We start from the raw sequence: 21,324 nt of genomic DNA on the forward strand, positions 1-21,324 counted from the left end.
CTGCCGGGGTCAGGCGTCGAACTCGGCACCCACTCCTCGTCGCCGGGCGACCGTCGCGCGCAGCTCGGCCTCCTCGACCTCGACCAGGCAGCCGGAGGCCAGCACCCGCTCGGCGGCGTCGAGGTCACCCATGAACGCGCGGAACGTCTCGGGCACGGTGATGTCGTGCTCGGGTTGGTCGACCACCTCGATGGCATCACCCCGCCGCACGGTGCCCCCGGTCACGACGCAGAGGTAGGCACCCGTGCGCCCGACATCACTGAACCGCTTGACCCAGGCCCGCTCCCCCATCCTCGCCGCGAACGTGGCGCAGGGGATGCGTGGGCCGCAGACCTCGAGGACCACCTCGTCGCCGACCGCCCAGCGCTCACCCACGAGGGCGCCGTCGACGTCGAGCCCGCTCGTCGTGAGGTTCTCGCCGAACATGCCGTCGGGCAGCTCGCGGCCGAGCTGGTCGGACCACCAGTCGAGCTCCTCGCGCGAGAACGCGTAGACCGCCTGGTAGTCGCCACCGTGGTGCCGGGTGTCGCCGAGGAAGTCACCCTCGACGCCGCTGCCGAGGCCGCCGTGCTTGGGTCCCGGCGCGCGGAGCACGGCCGAGTCCACGGGACGCTTGGCGATGCCGGTGACGCCGACGTTCTTCGCGGTGCTCGGCTCGGCGTGGCCGATGTTGAGGGACAGCAGGTGGGCAGCCATGGGTCCAGCGTAGGGACGACGGCAATGGGTTCGTCCCGCGTGCAGCGCTAGTGGGCGTCGAACGGGCCAACTGCGGTGCTGCGGTCAGGGCGCTGGGGTACGTTCCCTCGGGTGAGCACAGAGACCTCCGGGGCGCGCCCCGCCACCGACATCGACCGCATCGCCGACGACTACCTCGCCCAGTACGTGGCCCTCAGCCCCATCACGGCCACCTACCTCGGCGTCGCCGGTCACGACGAGTTGCTCGACGACTTCTCGCCGGCGGGCCACGAGGCGCACGCGGCGCTGCGGGCCGAGATCCTCGCGCGGCTCGACCGGTCCACCCCCGTCGACGACGTCGACCGCGTCACCCTCGCCGCCCTGCGCGAGCGCCTCGAGCTGGCCGAGGAGACGCACCGGGCGGGCCTCGACGAGATGGCCCTCAACGTGCTCGCCTCACCGTTGCAGTCGATCCGCGGCTGCTTCGACTTGATGCCCACGGCCACCGACGAGGACTGGGGGGTCATCAGCCGACGTCTCGAGGCCGTGCCCGAGGCCCTCTCCGGGTGGAAGGTGAGCCTGCTCAGCGCCTCGGCGAAAGGCAACATCTCCCCCCACCGCCAGGTCGACGCGTGCATCCAGCAGTGTGCCGACCTGGTGGCCGACGACGGCTACTTCGCGACGTTGGTCGCCGACGCCCGGCTCAGCGAGGGATCCGGCCCCGGCGAGCTGGCCGACTCCGCCCGGGAGAGGCTCCGTACCGCCGCCGAGGGCGCCGCCGCGGCCTACGCCGAGCTGGGCACCTGGCTCAAGGACCACCTCCTCGACGACGCGCCCCTCGAGGACGCCTGCGGCGAGGAGCGCTACGCCCTCCTGTCCCGCTACTTCCTCGGCGCGACGGTCGACCTCGCCGAGACCTACGCCTGGGGTCAGCAGGAGGTCGCGCGGATCACCGCCGAGATGGAGCAGGTCGCCGAGCAGGTCAAGCCCGGCAGCACCGTCAAGGAGGCCATCGACGCCCTCGACAACGACCCGGCATACCAGCTGCACGGCACCGACGCGCTCAAGGCCTGGATGCAGGAGCGCGCCGACGAGGCCATCACCGCGCTGGCCGGCACGCACTTCGACATCCCCGACCCGGTACGCACCATCGAGTGCCTCATCGCGCCGACCCAGACCGGTGGCATCTACTACACCGGCCCGTCGGAGGACTTCTCCCGCCCGGGTCGGATGTGGTGGTCGGTGCCCAAGGGCGTGACCGAGTTCGGCACCTGGAAGGAGCTGACCACCGTCTACCACGAGGGGGTGCCCGGCCATCACCTCCAGGTGGCCCAGACCGTCTTCCGGTCCGAACGGCTCAACAAGTGGCGGCGCATGTTCGCCTGGACGTCCGGTCACGGTGAGGGCTGGGCCCTGTATGCCGAGCGGCTCATGGACGAGCTCGGGTTCATGGACGACCCCGGCACCAAGATGGGCCTGCTCGACAGCCAGTCGCTGCGCGCCGCCCGGGTCGTCATCGACATCGGCGTGCACTGCGGCTTCGAGGCGCCGGAGGAGGTCGGGGGCGGCGACTGGACCTACGACAAGGCCTGGAAGTACCTCACCGACCACGCCAACCAGGGCGAGGCGTGGCTGCGGTTCGAGCTCGACCGCTACCTCGGCTGGCCGGGGCAGGCGCCGTCCTACAAGATCGGTGAGCGGCTCTGGATGCAGCTCCGCGACCAGGTCGCCGAGCGCGAGGGCGACTCCTTCTCGCTCAAGGACTTCCACCGTCGCGCCCTCGACCTCGGTGGCGTCGGCCTCGACACCCTGCGTGAGGCGGTGCTGGGCGAGCTGACCTGACCTCGCCCGGGCACGCCTGACCGACCTGACCTGGGCGAGCACCTGCCTGCAAGGATGGGCGCGTGGGAACAGCCGGCGCGATCGTCGCCATCATCGCCACCGTCATCATCGTCGCGGGTTTCGCCCAGCGGTTGCGCGTGGCCGCACCGTTGGTGCTGCTCGTCGTGGGGGTGGCGGTCAGCTACGTACCGTTCATCCCCGAGCCGGAGCTGAGCTCGGAGGTCGTGCTCGTCGGCCTCCTGCCACCCCTGTTGTATGCCGCGGCCATCCGCACGTCGCTCGTGGACTTCCGGGCGAACTGGGCACCGATCCTCGGCCTGTCGGTCGGGCTGGTGCTCTTCACGGCCGCGGGAGTCGGGCTGGTCACCTACTGGCTGCTGGGGGTGCCGTTCGCCGTGGCGTTCGCGCTGGGGGCGATCGTCGCGCCACCGGACGCCGTGGCGGCCACCGCGGTCGCCAGGCGGATCGGCCTGCCGCGGCGGATCGTCACGATCCTCGAGGGTGAGTCGCTGGTGAACGACGCCACGGCGCTGGTGTCGCTGCGCACCGCCATCGCCGCGTTCCCCCTGGCCGCCGCCGCCGCAGGTCACCGCGCCTCGGAGGTCACGATGGGGTCGGTGGCGTTCGACTTCACCCGCGCCGTCGTGCTCGGCGTGGGCTTCGGGGTGCTGGTCGGCGTCGGGATCGCGTACGTGCGACGCAAGGTCACCGAGTCGGCCATCGACACCTCGATCTCGTTCATCGTCCCCTACCTGGCCTACCTGCCGGCCGAGCGGCTGCACGGGTCAGGGGTGCTCGCCGTCGTCGTGGCGGGACTCATCCTCGGACACAAGTCGCCCATCGTGCAGAACGCGTCGTCGCGGGTCAGCGAACGGATCAACTGGTCGACGATCCAGTTCATCCTCGAGAACGTCGTCTTCCTCATGCTGGGCCTGCAGATGCGCCGCCTGGTCTCCGACGCGAACGACACCGGCCCGGGCTGGGGCACCATCGTCTGGACCTGTCTGGCCGTGCTGGCGACCGTCATCGTGCTGCGACCGGTCTGGGTGTTCCCGTTCAAGTGGTTGCAGGCCAAGTTCGCCCGGGGGGAAGGCAAGTTCCACCCGACTGCTGCCGCCGTGATCTCCTGGGCCGGCATGCGTGGCGTGGTGACGCTGGCCGCTGCCTTCGCCCTGCCGCCCAAGACCCCCGAGCGCTCGACCCTGGTGCTGGCCGCGATGGGCGTCACCGTCGCGACCCTGCTCCTGCAGGGGTTGTCGCTCCCGTGGCTGGCCAAGACCCTCGGCGTGCGTGGCCCCGACCCCCGCGAGGACGCCCTCCAGGAGGCGACCATCCTGCAGTCGTCGGTCGCCGCCGGCCTCAAGGCGCTCGAGGAGCACGACGACGTCGAGGACGACGTCATCGAGACCCTGCGCCGGCGCGCCGAGAACCGCACCAACATCGTCTGGGAGCGGCTCGGCCAGGGCCGGGCCGATGCCGTCGAGACGCCGAGCGAGACCTACCGCAGGGTCCGCATGATCATGCTCGACGCCGAGCGCGCGGAGCTCCTGCGGATCCGTGACGCCGGCACCGTCGACCAGGAGGTGCTGGGCCACGTGTTCGCCCAGCTCGACATCGAGGAGTCGATGCTCGACCGGATCGAGCAACGCACGGACGAGCTGCGGGAGGAGCCACTGCTGCCGCCGGAACGCGCCGAGGACGAGTGTGAGCACCTCGCCGCCCACCACGACCGCTTCGTGGCGCCCACCAGCCCGCACGGGTGCGAGGAGTGCCTGCGCGACGGCACGAGCTGGGTGCACCTGCGGCTCTGCCTCGACTGCGGACACGTGGGGTGCTGCGACTCCTCACCGCAGAAGCACGCCTCCGCCCACTTCCGCGAGACCGAGCACCCGGTCATGCGCAGCTTCGAGCCCGGGGAGTCCTGGCGCTGGTGCTTCGTCGACGAACAGCTCGGCTGACGAACAGCTCGGCTGACGAACAGCTCGGCTGACGAACAGCTCGGCTGACGGGGACGCGGCTGACGGGGACGCGGCTGACGGGGACGCGGCTGACGGGGCCGCGGATGGCTCCGCTGGCGCGTTGCTGAGCCGACGCCCGCAGGTGGGTAGCCTCGCCTCGTGACCTCCCTCGTCCTCGCCTCCGCCTCCCCCGCCCGTCGCAGACTGCTCGCCAACGCGGGCCTGGAGCCCAGCATCGTCGTGAGCTCGGTCGACGAGGACGCTGTGACCGCGGCGGCCCGGGAGACCTACGGCGAGCTGGTCGCCGAGGACGTCGCCCTCGTGCTCGCCCGCGCCAAGGCGGAGGACGTCGCCGACCAGATCGGCGACGCGGTCGTGATCGGGTGCGACTCGGTGCTCGACCTCGACGGCGAGATCCACGGCAAGCCCTCGTCGGCGGCGGAGGCGACGGCCCGCTGGCGGCAGATGCGTGGCCGCTCCGGTGTCCTGCACACCGGCCACTGGGTCGTCGACACCCGGACCGAGGCCGACGGCGGCACCGGGGCCACCCTGGGCGCGACGGCCTCGACGACCGTGCACTTCGCCCAGCTGACCGACGACGAGATCGAGGCGTACGTCGCCACCGGTGAGCCGCTCCGGGTCGCGGGGGCGTTCACCCTCGACGGGCTCGGCGGCCCGTTCGTCACCGGGATCGAGGGCGACCCCAGCAACGTCGTGGGGCTGTCGCTGCCGTTGCTGCGTGAGCTCCTGCTCGAGCTCGGGCTGGCCTGGCAGGACCTGCTCTCGTCCGCGCACCACGACGTGCAGGGACGCCGGGGCTGAGCCCGCCGCCGAGATCCCAGCTCTCGGCGTTCCGCGGGGTCCGCAGGCCCGAGAGCTGGCATCTCGGCGGGTCGGTTCGCGCCCAGCCGGTCAGACCGGCGGGATGTCGCGCCGCTTGGTCGCGAAGTGCCGCTCGCGGTTCCTGGCGTAACGCAGCCGGAGCAGGAGCTCGGCCCGCAGCGCGTCGGCCTCGATGATCTGGTCGAGCACCAGGTCGGCGGCCAGCCGCTCGAGGTCGACGTCCTCCTCGTACTCGCGCCGCATGTCCTGCACGAACTGCTCGCGCTCGGCAGGGTCCTCGATCGCGGCGATCTTGTTGGCGTAGACCGCGTTCACCGCGGCTTCCGGACCCATCACGGCGATCCGCGCGGTCGGCAGCGCGATGGTCGCGTCGGGGCCGAACCCCGGCCCACCCATCGCGTAGAGCCCGGCGCCATAGGCCTTGCGCACGATCACGCAGAACTGCGGCACCGTGGCCGAGGAGACCGCCGAGACCATCTTCGCGCCGTGGCGGATGATGCCTCCGCGCTCCACCTCGGAGCCGATCATGAAGCCGGGCACGTCGGCGAGGTAGATCAGTGGGATCGAGTAGGCGTCACACAGCCAGATGAAGCGGGCCGCCTTGTCGGCGCTGTCGGTGAACAGGACGCCACCCTTGACCATCGAGTTGTTCGCCACGATGCCGACGGTCTCGCCCGACATCCGGCCGAACCCGATGACCAGCTCGGGGGCAAAGAGCGGCTTGATCTCGAAGAACGACTCGTCGTCGACGAGCCCGTCGATGACCTCGTGGATGTCGAACGGCTGGCTCTCGCGCTCGGGCACGGTGTGGCGGGTGAGCGGGGTCGACGGCTCCTCCGGCGCATAGCTCGGCAGGTCGGTGCGCCAGCTCGACGGCAGGTAGGAGAAGTACAGCCGCGCCATCTCGATGGCCTCGGTGTCGTCGGCGACGAGCAGGTCACCCACCCCCGACACGGTGCAGTGCATGCGTGCCCCGCCCATGTCCTCGAGCGAGACCTTCTCCCCCACCACCATCTCCGCCATCCGCGGGCTGCCGAGGTACATCGAGGCGTTGCCCTCGACCATGATGATCAGGTCGGTGAACGACGGGATGTAGGCGCCGCCCGCCGCGCTCGGCCCGAACAGGCAGCAGATCTGCGGCACCTTGCCGGACAGCGCGACCTGGTTGTGGAAGATCCGCCCCGCGCCGCGTCGACCCGGGAACATCTCCACCTGGTCGGTGATGCGCGCCCCCGCGGAGTCGACGAACCAGAAGACCGGCAGCTCCTCGCGCAGCGCCATCTCGGTGGCCCGGACGATCTTCTCGACGGTGCGTGCGCCCCACGACCCCGCCTTGACGGTCGGGTCGTTCGCGATGACGATGGCCGGCCGGCCGTCGACGGTGCCCCGCCCGGTGACGACACCGTCGGCCGGCAGACCGGTCGCGGTCGCGTTGGCGTAGCGCGCGTCCTCGACGAGGCTCCCCTCGTCGAAGAGCAGCGCGATCCGCTCGCGCACGTAGAGCTTGCCCTGGTCGTCGAGCTTGGCCTGCGCCTTCCCCGGTGCGGTCGCCGAGGCCTGGTATGCCGCGGCGAGCCGCTCGCGGACGTCGGTCACCTTGGGGTCGGAGCCGCTGTCACCGCCGACGGCGAACGGCGGCTCGACCGAGGGGGTGGACGGGACGGACGACGAGGTGGAGGTCACCGGCATACCCTCTCGCACTCCTGCGCTCACGCGGTCGGGAGACCGAGGTGACGGGCGATGACCATGCGCTGCACCTCGGAGGTGCCCTCGCCGATCTCGAGGATCTTGGCGTCGCGGTAGAAGCGGGCCACGGGGTACTCCTCCATGAAGCCGTTGCCGCCGAAGACCTGGGTGGCGATACGGGTCGCGGTGACGGCGGCCTCGGTGGAGTAGAGCTTGCAGATCGCGGCGGCCTGCTTGACCTCCTTGACCGAGCGACGGCCGTGTTCCAGCTCGTCCTTGAGCCACGCGGCCTTGTAGGTCAGCTGACGTGAGGCCTCGACCATCACGGCGAGGTCGGCGATCTGGAACGAGACGCCCTGGTTGACGCCGATGGGCTTGCCGAACGCCTTGCGGGTCTTGGCGTACTCGGTGGCCTCCTCGAGCATCCGCTGGCTCATGCCTACGGCGAGCGCCGAGATCGCGATGCGCCCGTCATCGAGGGTCTTGAGGAACTGCTTGAAGCCCTCGCCCTCGTTGCCGAGGAGGTTCGCGGCCGGGACGCGGCAGTTCTCGAAGGTCAGGCCGTGCGTGTCGGAGGCGTGCCAACCGAGCTTGTCGTAGGCCGGCTCGACGGTGAATCCCGGTGTGCCGGAAGGGATCATGATCGCGCTGAGCTGCGCGGAGCCGTCGTCGTTCGTGCCGGTGCGGGCCGTGACGGTGACCACGGAGGTGATGTCGGTGCCGGAGTTGGTGATGAACGCCTTGGAGCCGTTGACGACCCACTCGTCGCCGTCGCGGACCGCCTTGGTGCGGGTGGCCCCGGCGTCGGAGCCCGCGTCGGGCTCGGTCAGGCCGAAGCCGGCGAGCGCGCGACCAGCCACGAGGTCGGGCAGGAAGCGCTCCTTCTGCTCCTGCGAGCCGTAGGTGAGGATCGGGTTGATGCCCAGACCCACCCCGGCCGACAGCGTGATGCCGATGGACTGGTCGACGCGCCCCAGCTCCTCGATGGCGACACACAGCGAGGTGAAGTCGCCGTCGTCGCCCATCCCGCCGAACTCCTCGGGGACGACGAGGCCGAACAGCCCCAGGTCGCCCATCTTGGGGACGAGGTCGCTCGGAAAGTGGTGGTCCTTGTCCCACTTGGCGATGTGCGGCTCGACCTCGGCCTCCGCGAACTCCCGGACGACCTTGCGGAAGTCCTCGTGCTCCTTGCTCAGCTCGAACATCGTCTCTCCTTCGTGGTGCGTGCGGGGGCGGACCTGATCGAGGCCCTGCCCCTGGCCACGCGGCATACCTGGGTGTCGGCGGTTGCTTGACGTTGACGTAAACGTAAAGCAATACTCACGGGTATGCCAGCCCCCGCCTCCACCGAGCTCGACCAGGTGGTCGACCAGACGGTCGACCAGGCCGCCGACCAGGCCGCCGACCAGGCGGTCGACCCGACGTGGACGATCCGGGAGATCGCGGACGAGTTCGCGGTGACCCACCGCACGGTGCGGCACTACGAGGAGCTCGGACTGATCACCCCGGAGCGGCGCGGCACCACCCGCGTCTACCACCGGCGCGACCGCACCCGCCTGGCCCTGATCCTGCGGGGCAAGCGCCTCGGCTTCCCGCTCGAGGAGATCCGCACGATCATCGACCTCTACGACCGGCCGCGGGGCAAGGCGAGCCAGCTGGAGTACGTGCTGGGGCAGATCGACGAACGGCGCACCGACCTCGAGCAGCGTCGACGCGACCTCGAGGACGCACTGACCGAGCTCGCCGAGTTCGAGCGCCGCTGCCGGTCCGACCTGCGCAACCTCGCCTGACGCGAGCGCCGGCAGCTCCCCCGGAGGGTCAGCGCAGGAGGAGCTTCGCGAGCACGCGGTGCCACCACGCCTCGACCGCGTCGGGCCCCCAGCCGCGCTCACGGACGGCGATGTCGTAGGCCTCGAGCGAGACCACCATCGCGTACGTGTCGAGCGCCGACTGGACGTCCACCCCCTTGACCCAGGACGTCGCCGGCCACGACTCGAAGAGCCGGCGACGCTGGGTCTCGCCACGCCCGCGCCCCTCCTCGTAGGCGGCCGCGAGCTCGGGCTCCTGGCGACGGGCCTCCGCGAGGACCCGAAGCACGTCGCCGCCGTGCTCGAACAGGCGTCGGTCGAAGGCCACGAAGGCGCGCAGCTGCGCGGAGGGGTCGCCGACGAGCGAGGTCAGCTCGGCGATCACGCGACCGACGTCGGCGCTCTCCTCGGCAGCGTCGATGAGGGACGCCGCGAGCCCGGCCTTGCTGCCGTAGACGTGGTAGACGGTGGCCTCCGAGACGCCCGCGCCGGCGGCCACGGACCGCACGCTGGTGCCCGACCACCCCTTGTCGAGGAACCGCTCCCGGGCAGACCGGGCGATGAGAAGGCGGGTGCGCTCCGCCTGCTGCTCGCGCAGCTCGGAACGGTAGGTCCGGGACGTCGTCACGCCCACCACTGTACAGGTTGGCTGAGCGGGTCTATATTCACTGAGCAATGCTTGAATGAATAGGCAGACACTCAATGAAAGGACGGTCGTCATGACCACCACCACCACTCCCAGCACCGCCGCCACCCCCAGCGCCGCCGCAGCTCCCAGCACCGGCGCCGACCACGTCGCCGCACCGGTGCTGCGCCGCCTCGAGGACGCCTGGAACGCCGCCGACGGCACCGCCTTCGGCGCGGTCTACCGGCCCGACGCCTCGTTCGTCACGGTCCAGGGCCAGCACGCCCAGAGCGCCGAGGCGATCGGGGCCGGGCACGCGGGGATCTTCGCCACGATCTATGCCGGCAGCGTCAACGCGATGCAGCTCGTCTCCGCCCGCGAGCTCGCCGACGGCGTGGTGCTCGCGGTCTCGCGCAACACGCTGCGGGTCCCGTCCGGGCCGCTCGCCGGCACCCACCAGGCGATGTCCACCAGCGTCCTGGTCCGCGACCACGACGGCACCTGGAGCGTCGCGGCCACCCACAACACCCTGATCCGGCGCTGACATGCCGACCGCGACCCCCACTGCCGAGCCGCGCACCATTGCCCCGGCCGGCCCCACGCCGCGCCGCACACCGAGCCCCACACCGAGCCGCACACCGAGCCCCACACCGAGCCCCACGCCGCGCCGCGCGACCCGGATGGCAGCCGCCCTGCTCGCCGCGGCGGGCCTGGCGCTCGGCGCGGGCGGCAACCTGCACCCGCACGGTCACGGCGCGACCGTGGACGACTACCTCGCGTCGATGCTGGGCTCGCCGACGTGGCCGATCGCCCACGTCCTGCTCCTCGGCGGCACCCTGCTCGCCGCAGCGGCGTTCACGGCCCTCGCCCGGTCGGCGACCGCTCGCCGCGTCAGGGCCTGGGCCTGGGTGGCGGCGGTCGGCTGGGGCCTGGCCGGGCTCGAGGGCCTCCCCCACCTCCTCGCCGACCGCGACCTGGCGGGGCTCACCCACCACCACGAGACCCCGATGCTCGACCTGCACGCCATGCTCCAGGTCGGCGCCACTCCCCTGCTCGGCCTGACCGGTGCCGCGCTCGCCGTGGTGGTGGCCGGGGCGGTGCGCACGCGCTCGGCCCGGGTGCTCGCCGTGCCCGCCATCGTCGGGGGGATCGGGTATGCCGCCGCCGGCCCCCTGGTCAACCTCACCCAGGACGTCGCTGTCGCCCAGCTGTTCCCGCTGCAGGCGGGTCTGGCGCTCTGGCTCCTCGGGGCGGCAGTGCTCACGGCGCGCGGACGGCTGACCGCCCCGCGCACCCCTGCCTGACCGCTGCTCCCTCCGCCGCCCGGGACCTCCGCCCGGGCGGCGAGGCCGTTCTCGGTCGCGAGGTCCTAGGCTCGCGACATGGCCGCGCGAACAGTCCTCTTCCTCGGTGGCACCGGTGTGATCAGCTCGGCCTGTGTGGCCGAGTCCATCGCGCAGGGCTGGGACGTCACGATCCTCAACCGGGGCACCAGCACCACGCACCCCGCCCACCCCGACGCCGAGGCCCTGACCGCTGACGTGCGTGACGCGACGGCCGTGGGCGCCGCCGTGGGCGAGCGCGGGTTCGACGTGGTCGTCGACTTCCTGTCGTTCACCCCCGACCAGGTGCAACAGCAGCTCGACCAGTTCGCCGACCGCACCGGGCAGTACGTCTTCATCAGCTCGGCCTCGGCTTACCAGACCCCGCCGTCACGCCTGCCGGTCGTCGAGTCGACTCCACTGCGGAACCCGTTCTGGCAGTACTCCCGCGACAAGATCGCCTGCGAGGACCTGCTGGTCCGGGAGTACCGCGACGACGACCTCCCCATGACGATCGTGCGTCCCTCGCACACCTACGACCACACGCTGCCGCCCTTCGAGGGGCGCTGGACCCTCATCGAACGGATGCGCCAGGGTCGCGAGGTGCTCGTCCACGGTGACGGCACCTCGCTCTGGACCATCACCCACCACACCGACTTCGCCCGCGCGTTCGTCGGGCTGCTCGGACGGCGTGAGGCGATCGGTGAGGCGTTCCACATCACCAGTGACGAGGCCCCGAGCTGGAACCGCATCTACGCCGACATCGCGGAGGCCGCAGGCGTCGAGCCCCRTCTGGTGCACGTCCCATCGGACGCCGTCGCGGCTGCCGACGAGGAGTTCGGCGCCAGCCTCCTGGGCGACAAGGCCCACACGATGCTCTTCGACAACAGCAAGATCAAGGCGCTGGTCCCGGGCTGGCAGGCCCGGGTGCCGTTCCGCCAGGGCGCACGGGAGATCGTCGAGTGGCACGACGCCGACCCGGCCCGACGGGCCGTCGACGCCGAGCTCGACGCGCTCTACGACCGGCTCATCGCGGCATACCGGGTCTGAACCGGTCCGCGGCGTCCCAGCGAGCCGTTCGTGCTGGTCACAGCCATGTCGGCTAGGTTCGCCGCCGTGGACTGGGAGGAGCTGCGCACCCGGATCGCCACCGCCCCCGGCGACGTGGCGATGGGCGCCCCTGCCGTGACGGTGGCGGTCGTCGCGGCCATCCTGGTGGTCGCGGTGCCGCCGGTCTGGCAGGTGCTCCGCCTGGCCGTGACCCTGGTCCACGAGCTCGGGCACGCCCTGGTGGGCCTGGCCGTGGGACGCCGCTTCACCGGGTTCGTGCTGCGCGGCGACATGTCGGGCCACGCGGTCACCGTCGGCCCCGCCCGCGGCCTCGGGCGGGTCGTCTCCACGTGGGCCGGCTACCCGGCCCCGGCAGTCGTCGGCGCCGCCCTGGTCTGGGCCGCGGTACGCGGCTGGGCCGCTCCCGTCCTGACCGTGATGCTCGCGATCTGCGTGCTGACGCTCGTGCGCGTGCGCTCCCTGCTGACCGCCGCCGTCATGCTCGTGGCGATCGCGTCCCTGGGTGCCCTGTGGTGGTGGCGCGACGATGCCGTGCAGGCCCAGGTGCTCATGGGCACCGGGATCGTGCTCCTCATCGGGGCGTGGCGGCACCTCGGGGCGGTCCGGTCGTCGCGGACCCGCGGCAGCGACCCGGCCGTCCTCGCGTCGCTGACACACGTGCCGCGGGGGTTCTGGGTCGCCTCGTTCGTCCTGGTCTGCGCGGCTGCCACGGCCCTGGCCGGCATCGAGGTGGCCGCGGCCTGGGGCTAGCCGCCCTGCTCGGCGAGGAACTCGTCGATCTCCGCTGCCGTGGGCGCGGTCGCGGGCCCACGTCGGGTCACCTTGATCGCCCCGGCCGCATTGGCCCGGCGCGCCGCCGTCACCCAGTCAGCACCGGCCGCCCGGCACGCCACGAGCACCCCGGTGTGGGTGTCCCCCGCACCGTTCGTGTCGACCGCGTCCTGCGGGAACCCCGACAGGTAGGTCGGCTCCCCCACTGCGTCCACCTCCTGCACCCAGCAACCCTTCGGCCCGTCGCGGACGATCGCCACCGCGCCGGCCCGGAGCCGACGGGCGACCTCGTGGGCCGCTGCCGCCGGGTCTGCCACGCCGGTCAGCTGGGCGGCCTCGTCGGCGTTGCTGGTCCACACCGTGGTGCGGGCGAGCACCCGGTCGCGCAGGTCGTCCGTGAGGTCGCCGAAGGCCGCGCCGGGGTCGAGGACCACGACCACCTCGCCGTCCAGCCCGTCCAGCCACGCCAGCAACGGGTCACGGGTCAGCCCGACCAGCGAGAACCCGCTCAGGCACACGAGGTCACCGTCCACGGGAGCCGAGGTCTGCAGCGACTCCACGGTGATGCGGCGCTCGGCCCCCTGGGTCGTGACGAAGGTGCGCTCGGCGCTCGACTCGATCATGACGAAGCAGATGCCGGTGTCGAGGTCCGGCACCGGCGGGCTGCTCACGGCGACACCCTCGGCCGCCAGGGCGCCACGCACGAGGTCACCGTTCGCGCCGGTGCCCACTGCCCCTGCGAGCACCGCGTCCGCACCGGACCGGGCCGCGGCGACAAGGATGTTCACCGCCCCTCCGGCGTACCGCGCGTAGGACTGCGCGATGGAGTTGCCGCCACGGACCGGCAGGGCGTCGACCTCCACGACCTCGTCCACCAAGGCCTGCGCGGTGTGGATGACCCGCGGACCACGCGGCTGCCCCTCATGCCTGGTCATGCTGAGGGAGTATGCCGCGTGGCCGCCGACCACGCTCCCCACCCTCCCCACGCGCCGCCGGCGCGCGACCGTGGAATGCTGCGAGACATGGCGACCCCACCCGAGACCACCCTGTTGATCCTCGGCGCAGGGGGTGACCTGACCCACCGGCTGCTGCTGCCGGGGCTGGCCAGCCTGCTGGCCATCGAGCCGGAGCGGGCCATCCGCGTGATCGGGGCGGACCGGGTCGAGATCTCGGCGGCCGACTGGAAGGCGCGGGTCAAGGACTCCTTCACGGCAGCCAAGCCCCCTGCGAGGGTGACCTCGGCGATCACGAGGCACACGGCATACATCCGCACTGACCTGCTCGACGAGGCGGCCCTGCGCGCGCTCCTGGAGCAGTGCGGCGACGGACCGCTGGTCATCTTCTTCGCCCTGCCGCCGCAGGTGAGCATGAAGGTCTGCGAACTGCTCCGCCACGTGGACCTGCCCGAGACCACGCGGCTCGCGCTCGAGAAGCCGTTCGGCACCGACCACGCCGCGGCGGTGAGGTTCAATGCGCTGCTGCACAGGGTGGTGCCGGAGGAGGAGATCTTCCGCATCGACCACTTCCTTGGCGTGGCAACGGTTTTCAACCTCGTCGGTCTGCGTTTCGCCAACCGCATGCTGGCCCCGATCTGGAGCTCGGAACACATCGAGCGGGTCGAGATCGTCTACGACGAGGACCTGGCGCTGGAGGGGCGCGCGGGCTACTACGACGGCGCCGGCGCACTCAAGGACATGTTGCAGAGCCACCTCCTTCAGGTGCTCGCGCTCTTCGCGATGGAGTCGATCGCCACCCTCGACGCGCGCGAGCTCCAGGACCAGAAGGCCCAAGTGCTGCGGGCCACCAAGGTCTGGGGCGGCTCCCCCAAGCGGTCGTCGCGGCGGGCCCGCTACACCGCCGGCTCGATCGGGCGACGGAAGGTGCCCGACTACGCGAAGGAGAAGGGCGTCGACCCCGGGCGGCACACCGAGACGCTGGCACAGGTCACCCTGGAGGTGGCCAACAGCCGTTGGGCCGGCGTGCCGTTCGTCGTGCGCAGCGGCAAGGCCCTCGGCACGCCGCGCAAGCAGATCGTGGCCCACTTCCGCGACGTACCGCACCTGCCCACCGGCTTCCTCGGCGGTTCCGACGGCGACCGGCTCACCATCGACCTCAAGCCGGGGGCCGTCTCGCTCACCCTCACCATGAACGCCGAGGGCGACCCGGTGGACCTCGAGCAGAAGACCCTGACGGCCACCCTGGCGGCGCCCCGCATGCAGCCCTACGGCGAGGTGCTCGCGCAGATCTTCGACGGCAGCCAGCTGCTCACCGTGCGCGGCGACGCCGCCGAGGAGTGCTGGCGCGTGATGGAGCCGGTCATCAAGGCCTGGGCGGACGGACGGGTGCCCCTGGAGACGTATGCCGCCGGGTCAGACGGCCCCGACGGCTGGCTCACGCCGTAGGCCAGTCGCGGGTCCCGGGCCGGCCCTGGCGTGTGCTGAGGCACCCGACTCGGGTCAGACGCGGGTGCGCACCGTGTAGAGCTCGGGGAAGAACGTCAGGTCGAGGGCTCGGCGCAGGAAGTCCACGCCGGACGACCCGCCCGTGCCCTTCTTGTGGCCGATCGTGCGGGTGACCACCTGGAGGTGTCGGAACCGCCACTGCTGGAAGTTGTCCTCGAGGTCGACGAGCTCCTCGCAGGTCTCGTAGACGCCCCAGTGCTCCGTCGGGCTCGCGTACACGGCGGCGAAGGTGTCGACCAGCTCGGCGTTCTCCCGGTAGGGCTGCGTGTGGTCACGCTCGAGCAGCTCGGCCGGGATGGCGTAGCCCCGGCGGGAGAGGTAGCGCAGGAACTCGTCGTAGAGGCTGGGCTCCTCGAGCAGCTGCGCCAGCATGGATCGCGCGGCCTCGTCGTGCTCGAAGACCTTGACCATGTCGGGGTTCTTGTTGCCGAGCAGGAACTCCACGGCGCGGTACTGGTACGACTGGAAGCCCGAGCTGGTCGCGAGGAACGGACGGATCTGCGCGTACTCACTCGGGGTCAGCGTCGCGAGCACGGACCACTGCTCGGTGAGGACCTCCTGGATCCGCTTGACCCGCGCCAGCCGCTTGAGGGCCGGCGCGAGCTCGTCGGTGGTGAGCAAGGAGCGGGCCGACCGCAGCTCATGGAGCATCAGCTTGAGCCAGAGCTCGGAGGTCTGGTGCTGGATGATGAACAGCAGCTCGTCGTGCTGCTCCGGCTGGCTGCGTGGGTGCTGTGCGGACAGCAGCCGGTCCAGTCCCAGGTAGTCGCCGTAGGACATCGCCGCGGAGAAGTCCCGCTGGACACCCTCTTCGATCTCGCGCACCGCGCGTGCGTCGTCACCGCTCATGGCGCCCACCCTAGGGCCCGGCCCGACGCCCCCTGGGGGCGCCCACGCGGCATACCAGCATGGGTCAGTTGAAGGCGACGGGGTCGGGGCCGGTGCGCTCCGAGCGGTCCAGCGGCGTGAAGGCGGCGACGTCCTCGTCGTCGAGCTCGAAGCCAAAGATGTCGAAGTTCTCGGCGATCCGGCCCGGGGTCACCGACTTGGGGATGACGACGTTGCCGATCTGGATGTGCCAGCGCAGGATCGCCTGGGCCGGCGTGACGCCGTGCTTGTCGGCGATGCGGCGAACCACCGCGTCCTCGAGCACCGACCCGCCGGACGCGAGCGGGCTCCACGCCTCGGTGAGGATCCCGTGGTCCGCGTGGAAGGAGCGCAGCTCGGCCTGCTGGAGGTAGGGGTGCAGCTCGACCTGGTTGATGGCCGGGAACTCGCCGGTCTCGTCGTGGAGCCGCTGGAGGTGCTCGACCTCGAAGTTGCAGACGCCGACCGCCCGCACCCGACCGTCCTCGCGGAGCTGGAGCAGCGCCTTCCAGGTGTCGACGTACTTGTCCCGCGCCGGCGTCGGCCAATGGATGAGGAAGAGGTCGAGCACGTCGAGGCCGAGCCGCGCCATGGACGCGTCGAAGGCAGCGATGGTGGAGTCGAAACCGTGGTCGTCGCTCCAGACCTTGGTGGTCACGAACAGCTCGTCACGGGACAGGTCGGTCGCCTCGATGGCTCGCCCCACGCCCTCCTCGTTGCCGTAGAGCCGCGCCGTGTCGATGCTGCGGTAGCCGACCTCGAGGGCGGTCGAGATGGCAGCGTCGACCTCGTCGTCCGGCACCTGCCAGACCCCGAACCCGAGCTGGGGGATGTCGATCGTGTCGGTGCCGGTGGAGAGCTGGAGGTTCGGGACGGAGGTCATGCCCTCGACTGTATGCCGCGCCCGCAAGGTCTTCCTGACCGCCGCCAGTGTCAGCGAGGCCACACCGGGCAGGTGGGGGTGACGCCACGGAAACGGGCTAGGCTCCCGCGCATGGCGCCCATCTCCGAGACGACGACGAAGCCGATCTCCAAGGTCCTCATTGCCAACCGGGGCGAGATCGCCGTGCGCATCGCCCGCGCGTGCGCCGACAGTGGCATCGGCTCCGTTGCGGTGTATGCCGACCCGGACCGCGATGCCCTGCACGTCAAGGTCGCCGACGAGGCCTACGCCCTCGGCGGCACGACCCCCGGCGACTCCTACCTCGTCCAGGAGAAGCTGCTTGAGGTGGCCCGCAAGTCCGGGGCCGACGCCGTCCACCCGGGCTACGGCTTCCTCGCCGAGAACGCCTCGTTCGCCCAGGCCGTCATCGACGCCGGGCTGACCTGGATCGGCCCGTCGCCCGAGGCCATCGACTCCCTCGGCGACAAGGTCAAAGCCCGCCACATCGCCGCGCGCGCCAACGCCCCCCTGGTGCCCGGCACCGCCGACCCGGTGGCCGATGCCGACGAGGTCGTCGCGTTCGCGAAGGAGTTCGGCCTGCCGGTGGCGATCAAGGCGGCCTTCGGTGGAGGCGGTCGCGGCCTCAAGGTCGCGCGCACCATCGAGGAGATCCCCGAGCTGTTCGACTCCGCCACCCGCGAGGCCGTCGCCGCGTTCGGTCGCGGCGAGTGCTTCGTCGAGCGATACCTCGACCAGCCTCGCCACGTCGAGACCCAGTGCTTGGCCGACACCCACGGCACCGTCGTCGTCGTGTCCACCCGCGACTGCTCGTTGCAGCGCCGCCACCAGAAGCTCGTCGAGGAGGCGCCCGCGCCGTTCCTGTCCGACGAGCAGAACGCCGAGCTGCGCCGCGCCTCCAAGGCCATCCTCACCGAGGCCGGCTACACCGGCGCCGGCACCTGCGAGTTCCTCGTCGGCCAGGACGGCACGATCTCGTTCCTCGAGGTCAACACCCGCCTGCAGGTGGAGCACCCGGTCACCGAGCAGGTCACCGGCATCGACTTGGTGCGCGAGCAGTTCCGCATCGCCAACGGCGAGGCCCTCGGGTACGACGACCCCGCCCCGGTCGGTCACTCCATCGAGTTCCGGATCAACGGCGAAGACGCCGGCCGCAACTTCCTGCCTGCCCCCGGCGTCGTCGCCGTCTTCGAGCCCCCGTCCGGCCCCGGCGTCCGCCTCGACTCCGGCGTCGTCGCCGGCGACGTCATCGGTGGCGCGTTCGACTCGATGYTGGCCAAGCTCATCGTCACCGGCCGCGACCGGCACCAGGCCCTCGAGCGCTCACGCCGCGCCCTGGCCGAGTTCACCGTCGACGGCATGCCGACCGTGCTGCCGTTCCACCGCGCCATCGTGTCCGACCCCGCTTTCGCCCCCGAGGGCGACAAGCCGTTCACGGTGCACACCCGCTGGATCGAGACCGAGTTCGACAACCAGATCCCGCCCTACTCCGGCGTCGTCGCCCAGGCCCCCGAGGAGTCCGGCGAGCGCCAGAGCGTGGTCGTCGAGGTCGGCGGCAAGCGCCTCGAGGTCGTCCTGCCGGACGGGCTCTCGCTCGGTGGCGGCCCCAGCGCCGCCAAGAAGAAGGCCCCCCGACGCTCCGGCGGGTCCAAGGCCGGCGCGGCCGCCTCCGGCGACTCCCTCACCGCCCCCATGCAGGGCACCATCGTCAAGATCGCCGTCGAGGAGGGCCAGGAGGTCGCCGCCGGCGAGCTGGTCGTCGTCCTCGAGGCGATGAAGATGGAGCAGCCGATCAACGCCCACAAGGCCGGCACCATCAGCGGTCTGGTCGCCGAGGTCGGCCAGACGGTGACCAACGGCGCGGTCATCGCCGAGATCAAGGACTGACCACCCGGCATACCCAGCACTGCACCAGGAACCACAGCGGCGCCGCCTCCCAGCCGGGAGACGGCGCCGCCGTCGTGTGCCGTGTGCCTCCTGCGCGGTGCCGTGCCGAGGCGGGTCGGGTCAGCGACCGAACGGAGGCAGCTCCTTGGTGCCCGCCTCGCCGGTGTCCGGGCCGGGCTCGGGCACCGTGGTGCTGGCCGGCTCGTCGGTGGGCACCTGGGCCGGACCGCTCTCCGGGACCTCGGCCGGCTCCGTCGGCGCCGCGGGCTCGGTGGGCTGCGCGGGCTCGGTGGACTGCGCGGACTCGGTGCCGGCCGAACCGCTGGGCCGTTGCGCGGGGTCGAGCGGCCCGCCCGGCTGACCCGGCTGCTGGGGCTCACCGGGCGTGAGCGGCCCGTCTGACGAGCCCGGCTGGGGGTCGCCGGTGGACGGTGAGGGGTTCGGGGCAGGGGTGGTGGGCGTGGTGGGGGCGGGCTCGTCCCAGCTCGGACGGTCCGGGGCCGGCTCGGACGGCACCGGGTTGGGGGTCGGGTCAGAGGGGACCGGGTCACCGGGCTCGGGGAGCGGCTCCGGGGTGGGTTCGGGCGCGGGGGCCGGAATGGGTTCGGGCGCGGGGGCCGGCTCGGGGGCGGGAGCTGGTGCCGGCTCGGGCGCGGGGGCCGGGGCCGGCTCGGGCTCCGGGGCAGGCGCGGGTGCCGGCTGCTGCTCGGGCAGGCCCAGCTGCTCACGGAGCGCGTTGCTGCCCTTGTCGATCTGGTCCGAGTACTTGCCCCCGGTCTGCTTGTCGATGACGTCCTCGACCTTGTCGATCGCCGAGTCCGCTTGCTGCGGATTGCCCTTGACGTAGTCCTTCACCTTGTCGAGCCAGGAGCCAGCCATTGATTCGCCTTTCCTCGGGACCGCGGAGTGTGCGCGTCTCAGTGCGCTCAGCGTGGACATTACCCACCAACCGGGGAAAACCGCCCTCGCAGCGGGGCCAGATCCTCCTGCCCTCCTGGCCACAGGTGCTGCAGGAACCCCCGACAACCGCGGCCAGCCGCGGGACTGGTGGCCAGAAGTCGCCGCGGCGCGAGTCAGTCGCGCGGGCCCGCATGAGCCAGTCGCGCCGCCGTGGCGCGAGTCAGTCGCGCTGGTGCAGCTGGCGCGCGGCCTCGGCCACCGAGCCGGACAGCGAGGGGTAGACCGTGAAGGTCCCGGCCAGCTGGTCGACGGTCAGCCCGTGCTGCACCGCCAGGGTCACGGGGTAGATCAGCTCCGATGCCCGAGGCGCCACCACGACGCCACCGACGACCGTGCCGCCACCCTTGCGCGCGAACAGCTTCACGAAGCCGTCGGTGATGCCCTGCATCTTGGCGCGCGGGTTGGTCGCCAGCGGCAGCATGACCGCCGTCGCGTCGACCGTGCCCTCGTCGAGGTCCTTCTGGGAGAACCCGACGGTGGCGATCTCGGGGTCGGTGAAGATGTTGGCGGAGACGGCCCGGAGGTTGAGCGGCGCGACCGCGTCTCCGAGGGAGTGCGCCATCGCGATCCGCCCCTGCATGGCGGCCACGGACGCGAGGGGCAGGACGCCGGTGCAGTCGCCCGCGGCATACACACCGCGCACGGAGGTGCGCGAGACCTTGTCCACGACGATGTGTCCGGACTCGCTCACGGCGACGCCGATGTCCTCGAGGCCGATGCCCGAGGTCTGGGGGACGGACCCGACCGCGAGCAGGGCGTGGCTGCCCTCGACCTCGCGGCCGTCCTCGAGCCGCACCACCACGCCCGACTCGGTGCGGGACACCGACGCCATGCGCGAGCGCCCGAGCACGTCCATGCCGCGCTTGCGGAAGACGTCCTCGATGACGGTGGCGGCGTCGGCGTCCTCGCCGGGGAGGACCCGGTCGCGCGACGACACCAGGGTGACCCGGGAGCCGAGCCCGAGGTAGGCCTGGGCCAGCTCGGCACCGGTGACGCCGGAACCGACCACGACGAGGTGCTCGGGGAGCTCGGCCAGGGAGTAGATCTGCTGCCAGGTGAGGATGCGCTCCCCGTCCGGCTGGGCGGTGGGGACCACGCGGGGTGTGGCGCCGGTCGAGATGAGCACGACATCGGCGCTGAGCGTCCTGGTCGTCCCGTCGGCGAGGCTGGCCTCCACCGTGCCGGGCGCGAGGAGCCGCCCCGTGCCGACGAGCACCTCCACGCCGTCGGCCGCGAGGCGTGCCCCGATGTCGCGGGACTGCGCGGCAGCCAGCGCCAGGATGCGACGGTTCACGGCGGCGAGCTCGGCGACCGAGTCGGAGACCTCGTCTCCCTCGTGGTCCTCGAGGTGCACGCCGAGGTCGGACGCCGTCTCGAACTGGCTCATGAAGTCGGCGGTGGAGATCAGCGTCTTGGACGGCACGCAGTCGGTGAGCACCGCCGCACCGCCGACGCCGTCACGGTCGACCACGGTCACCGTGGCACCCAGGTGCGCGGCCACCAGGGCTGCTTCGTAGCCGCCCGGGCCGCCGCCGAGGATGACCACTGAGGACTGGGGCGCATTCACGCGACCATCCAACCACCCCGGGGTCGACCCCTCGTCGCCACGTGCTCTTCGCCTTCCCGCAACGCGCTGTGGGCCCTAT

At 71.8% G+C, this 21,324-nt stretch carries 19 protein-coding genes and 1 pseudogene; 11 read left to right on the forward strand and 9 right to left on the reverse strand.

Annotated features, from left to right (window positions below):
- Positions 1–9: 9 nt before the first annotated feature.
- Positions 10–696 (reverse strand): MOSC domain-containing protein, encoded by a 687-nt coding sequence (locus AC1DX8_RS04810; protein ID WP_477628775.1) that lies wholly within the window; start codon positions 694–696, stop codon positions 10–12.
- A gap of 111 nt (positions 697–807) precedes the next feature.
- Between AC1DX8_RS04810 and AC1DX8_RS04815 the strand changes: the two genes are divergently transcribed.
- The 4 genes and pseudogenes from AC1DX8_RS04815 to AC1DX8_RS04830 all read left to right on the forward strand — a co-directional run bounded on the left by AC1DX8_RS04815 (position 808) and on the right by AC1DX8_RS04830 (position 5,297).
- Positions 808–2,517 (forward strand): DUF885 domain-containing protein, encoded by a 1,710-nt coding sequence (locus AC1DX8_RS04815; protein ID WP_477628776.1) that lies wholly within the window; start codon positions 808–810, stop codon positions 2,515–2,517.
- 62 nt (positions 2,518–2,579) lie between these two features.
- Positions 2,580–4,475 (forward strand): Na+/H+ antiporter, encoded by a 1,896-nt coding sequence (locus AC1DX8_RS04820; RefSeq protein WP_477628777.1) that lies wholly within the window; start codon positions 2,580–2,582, stop codon positions 4,473–4,475.
- Positions 4,476–4,516: 41 nt separating this feature from the next.
- Positions 4,517–4,603 (forward strand): annotated as a pseudogene (locus AC1DX8_RS04825) (hypothetical protein); the annotation flags it as partial.
- A 31-nt stretch (positions 4,604–4,634) separates the two neighbouring features.
- Positions 4,635–5,297, forward strand: coding sequence for a Maf family protein (locus tag AC1DX8_RS04830; RefSeq protein ID WP_477628778.1), 663 nt, complete (start codon positions 4,635–4,637; stop codon positions 5,295–5,297).
- 90 nt (positions 5,298–5,387) lie between these two features.
- Here the strand turns inward: AC1DX8_RS04830 and AC1DX8_RS04835 are convergent, their stop codons facing one another.
- Both AC1DX8_RS04835 and AC1DX8_RS04840 read right to left on the reverse strand, forming a co-directional pair.
- The gene (locus AC1DX8_RS04835; RefSeq protein WP_477628779.1) at positions 5,388–7,007 is read right to left on the reverse strand and encodes an acyl-CoA carboxylase subunit beta; all 1,620 of its coding nucleotides are present in this window, start codon (positions 7,005–7,007) and stop codon (positions 5,388–5,390) included.
- 20 nt (positions 7,008–7,027) lie between these two features.
- The gene (locus AC1DX8_RS04840; protein WP_477628780.1) at positions 7,028–8,209 is read right to left on the reverse strand and encodes an acyl-CoA dehydrogenase family protein; all 1,182 of its coding nucleotides are present in this window, start codon (positions 8,207–8,209) and stop codon (positions 7,028–7,030) included.
- A 123-nt stretch (positions 8,210–8,332) separates the two neighbouring features.
- On the opposite strand from AC1DX8_RS04840, the gene AC1DX8_RS04845 reads away from it, so the two are divergent.
- Positions 8,333–8,794 (forward strand): MerR family transcriptional regulator, encoded by a 462-nt coding sequence (locus AC1DX8_RS04845; RefSeq protein ID WP_477628781.1) that lies wholly within the window; start codon positions 8,333–8,335, stop codon positions 8,792–8,794.
- Between the two features lie 28 nt (positions 8,795–8,822).
- On the opposite strand, the gene AC1DX8_RS04850 is transcribed toward AC1DX8_RS04845, so the two are convergent.
- Positions 8,823–9,440, reverse strand: coding sequence for a TetR/AcrR family transcriptional regulator (locus AC1DX8_RS04850; RefSeq protein WP_477628782.1), 618 nt, complete (start codon positions 9,438–9,440; stop codon positions 8,823–8,825).
- Between the two features lie 91 nt (positions 9,441–9,531).
- Between AC1DX8_RS04850 and AC1DX8_RS04855 the strand changes: the two genes are divergently transcribed.
- The 4 genes from AC1DX8_RS04855 (at position 9,532) to AC1DX8_RS04870 (ending at position 12,580) form a co-directional block, all read left to right on the forward strand.
- Positions 9,532–9,981 (forward strand): SgcJ/EcaC family oxidoreductase, encoded by a 450-nt coding sequence (locus tag AC1DX8_RS04855; protein ID WP_477628783.1) that lies wholly within the window; start codon positions 9,532–9,534, stop codon positions 9,979–9,981.
- 1 nt (position 9,982) lies between these two features.
- Complete coding sequence (locus AC1DX8_RS04860; RefSeq protein WP_477628784.1) at positions 9,983–10,741, forward strand: hypothetical protein; 759 nt, start codon at positions 9,983–9,985, stop codon at positions 10,739–10,741.
- Positions 10,742–10,819: 78 nt separating this feature from the next.
- Positions 10,820–11,809: an SDR family oxidoreductase gene (locus AC1DX8_RS04865; protein WP_477628785.1), complete on the forward strand. Its 990-nt coding sequence runs from the start codon at positions 10,820–10,822 to the stop codon at positions 11,807–11,809.
- Positions 11,810–11,854: 45 nt separating this feature from the next.
- Positions 11,855–12,580, forward strand: a complete 726-nt coding sequence (locus AC1DX8_RS04870) for a M50 family metallopeptidase (RefSeq protein ID WP_477628786.1) — start codon at positions 11,855–11,857, stop codon at positions 12,578–12,580.
- Here AC1DX8_RS04870 and AC1DX8_RS04875 read toward each other — a convergent pair.
- Complete coding sequence (locus AC1DX8_RS04875; RefSeq protein WP_477628787.1) at positions 12,577–13,536, reverse strand: PfkB family carbohydrate kinase; 960 nt, start codon at positions 13,534–13,536, stop codon at positions 12,577–12,579. The two genes, AC1DX8_RS04870 and AC1DX8_RS04875, sit on opposite strands and share 4 nt — an antisense overlap.
- Before the next feature lie 87 nt (positions 13,537–13,623).
- Between AC1DX8_RS04875 and AC1DX8_RS04880 the strand changes: the two genes are divergently transcribed.
- Positions 13,624–15,003 (forward strand): glucose-6-phosphate dehydrogenase, encoded by a 1,380-nt coding sequence (locus tag AC1DX8_RS04880; RefSeq protein ID WP_477628788.1) that lies wholly within the window; start codon positions 13,624–13,626, stop codon positions 15,001–15,003.
- Between the two features lie 54 nt (positions 15,004–15,057).
- Here the strand turns inward: AC1DX8_RS04880 and kynA are convergent, their stop codons facing one another.
- Together kynA and AC1DX8_RS04890 are read right to left on the reverse strand one after the other, a co-directional pair.
- Entirely contained in the window at positions 15,058–15,912 is an 855-nt protein-coding gene (gene kynA / locus AC1DX8_RS04885; RefSeq protein ID WP_477628789.1) for a tryptophan 2,3-dioxygenase, read from the reverse strand.
- Positions 15,913–15,976: 64 nt separating this feature from the next.
- Positions 15,977–16,813, reverse strand: a complete 837-nt coding sequence (locus AC1DX8_RS04890; protein WP_477628790.1) for an aldo/keto reductase — start codon at positions 16,811–16,813, stop codon at positions 15,977–15,979.
- Positions 16,814–16,924: 111 nt separating this feature from the next.
- Here AC1DX8_RS04890 and AC1DX8_RS04895 point away from each other — a divergent pair, with 111 nt between their 5' ends.
- Entirely contained in the window at positions 16,925–18,718 is a 1,794-nt protein-coding gene (locus tag AC1DX8_RS04895; RefSeq protein ID WP_477628791.1) for an acetyl-CoA carboxylase biotin carboxylase subunit, read from the forward strand.
- 120 nt (positions 18,719–18,838) lie between these two features.
- Here AC1DX8_RS04895 and AC1DX8_RS04900 read toward each other — a convergent pair whose 3' ends face one another.
- Positions 18,839–19,597, reverse strand: a complete 759-nt coding sequence (locus tag AC1DX8_RS04900; protein WP_477628792.1) for an antitoxin — start codon at positions 19,595–19,597, stop codon at positions 18,839–18,841.
- Positions 19,598–19,838: 241 nt separating this feature from the next.
- On the reverse strand, positions 19,839–21,245 hold the full coding sequence (locus AC1DX8_RS04905; protein WP_477628793.1) for an NAD(P)H-quinone dehydrogenase: 1,407 nt from the start codon (positions 21,243–21,245) through the stop codon (positions 19,839–19,841).
- Positions 21,246–21,324 lie beyond the last annotated feature (79 nt).

Source organism: Pedococcus sp. P2_A3, from assembly GCF_056405035.1.

Excerpts from the sequence above, each read along its gene's own strand:
- AC1DX8_RS04810 (WP_477628775.1), bottom strand. The coding sequence starts at position 696 with ATGGCTGCCCACCTGCTGTCCCTCAACATCGGCCACGCCGAGCCGAGC.
- AC1DX8_RS04835 (WP_477628779.1), bottom strand. The coding sequence starts at position 7,007 with ATGCCGGTGACCTCCACCTCGTCGTCCGTCCCGTCCACCCCCTCGGTC.
- AC1DX8_RS04840 (WP_477628780.1), bottom strand. The coding sequence starts at position 8,209 with ATGTTCGAGCTGAGCAAGGAGCACGAGGACTTCCGCAAGGTCGTCCGG.
- AC1DX8_RS04845 (WP_477628781.1), top strand. The coding sequence starts at position 8,333 with ATGCCAGCCCCCGCCTCCACCGAGCTCGACCAGGTGGTCGACCAGACG.
- AC1DX8_RS04855 (WP_477628783.1), top strand. The coding sequence starts at position 9,532 with ATGACCACCACCACCACTCCCAGCACCGCCGCCACCCCCAGCGCCGCC.
- AC1DX8_RS04860 (WP_477628784.1), top strand. The coding sequence starts at position 9,983 with ATGCCGACCGCGACCCCCACTGCCGAGCCGCGCACCATTGCCCCGGCC.
- AC1DX8_RS04870 (WP_477628786.1), top strand. The coding sequence starts at position 11,855 with ATGTCGGCTAGGTTCGCCGCCGTGGACTGGGAGGAGCTGCGCACCCGG.
- AC1DX8_RS04875 (WP_477628787.1), bottom strand. The coding sequence starts at position 13,536 with ATGACCAGGCATGAGGGGCAGCCGCGTGGTCCGCGGGTCATCCACACC.
- AC1DX8_RS04880 (WP_477628788.1), top strand. The coding sequence starts at position 13,624 with ATGGCGACCCCACCCGAGACCACCCTGTTGATCCTCGGCGCAGGGGGT.
- kynA (WP_477628789.1), bottom strand. The coding sequence starts at position 15,912 with ATGAGCGGTGACGACGCACGCGCGGTGCGCGAGATCGAAGAGGGTGTC.
- AC1DX8_RS04890 (WP_477628790.1), bottom strand. The coding sequence starts at position 16,813 with ATGACCTCCGTCCCGAACCTCCAGCTCTCCACCGGCACCGACACGATC.
- AC1DX8_RS04900 (WP_477628792.1), bottom strand. The coding sequence starts at position 19,597 with ATGGCTGGCTCCTGGCTCGACAAGGTGAAGGACTACGTCAAGGGCAAT.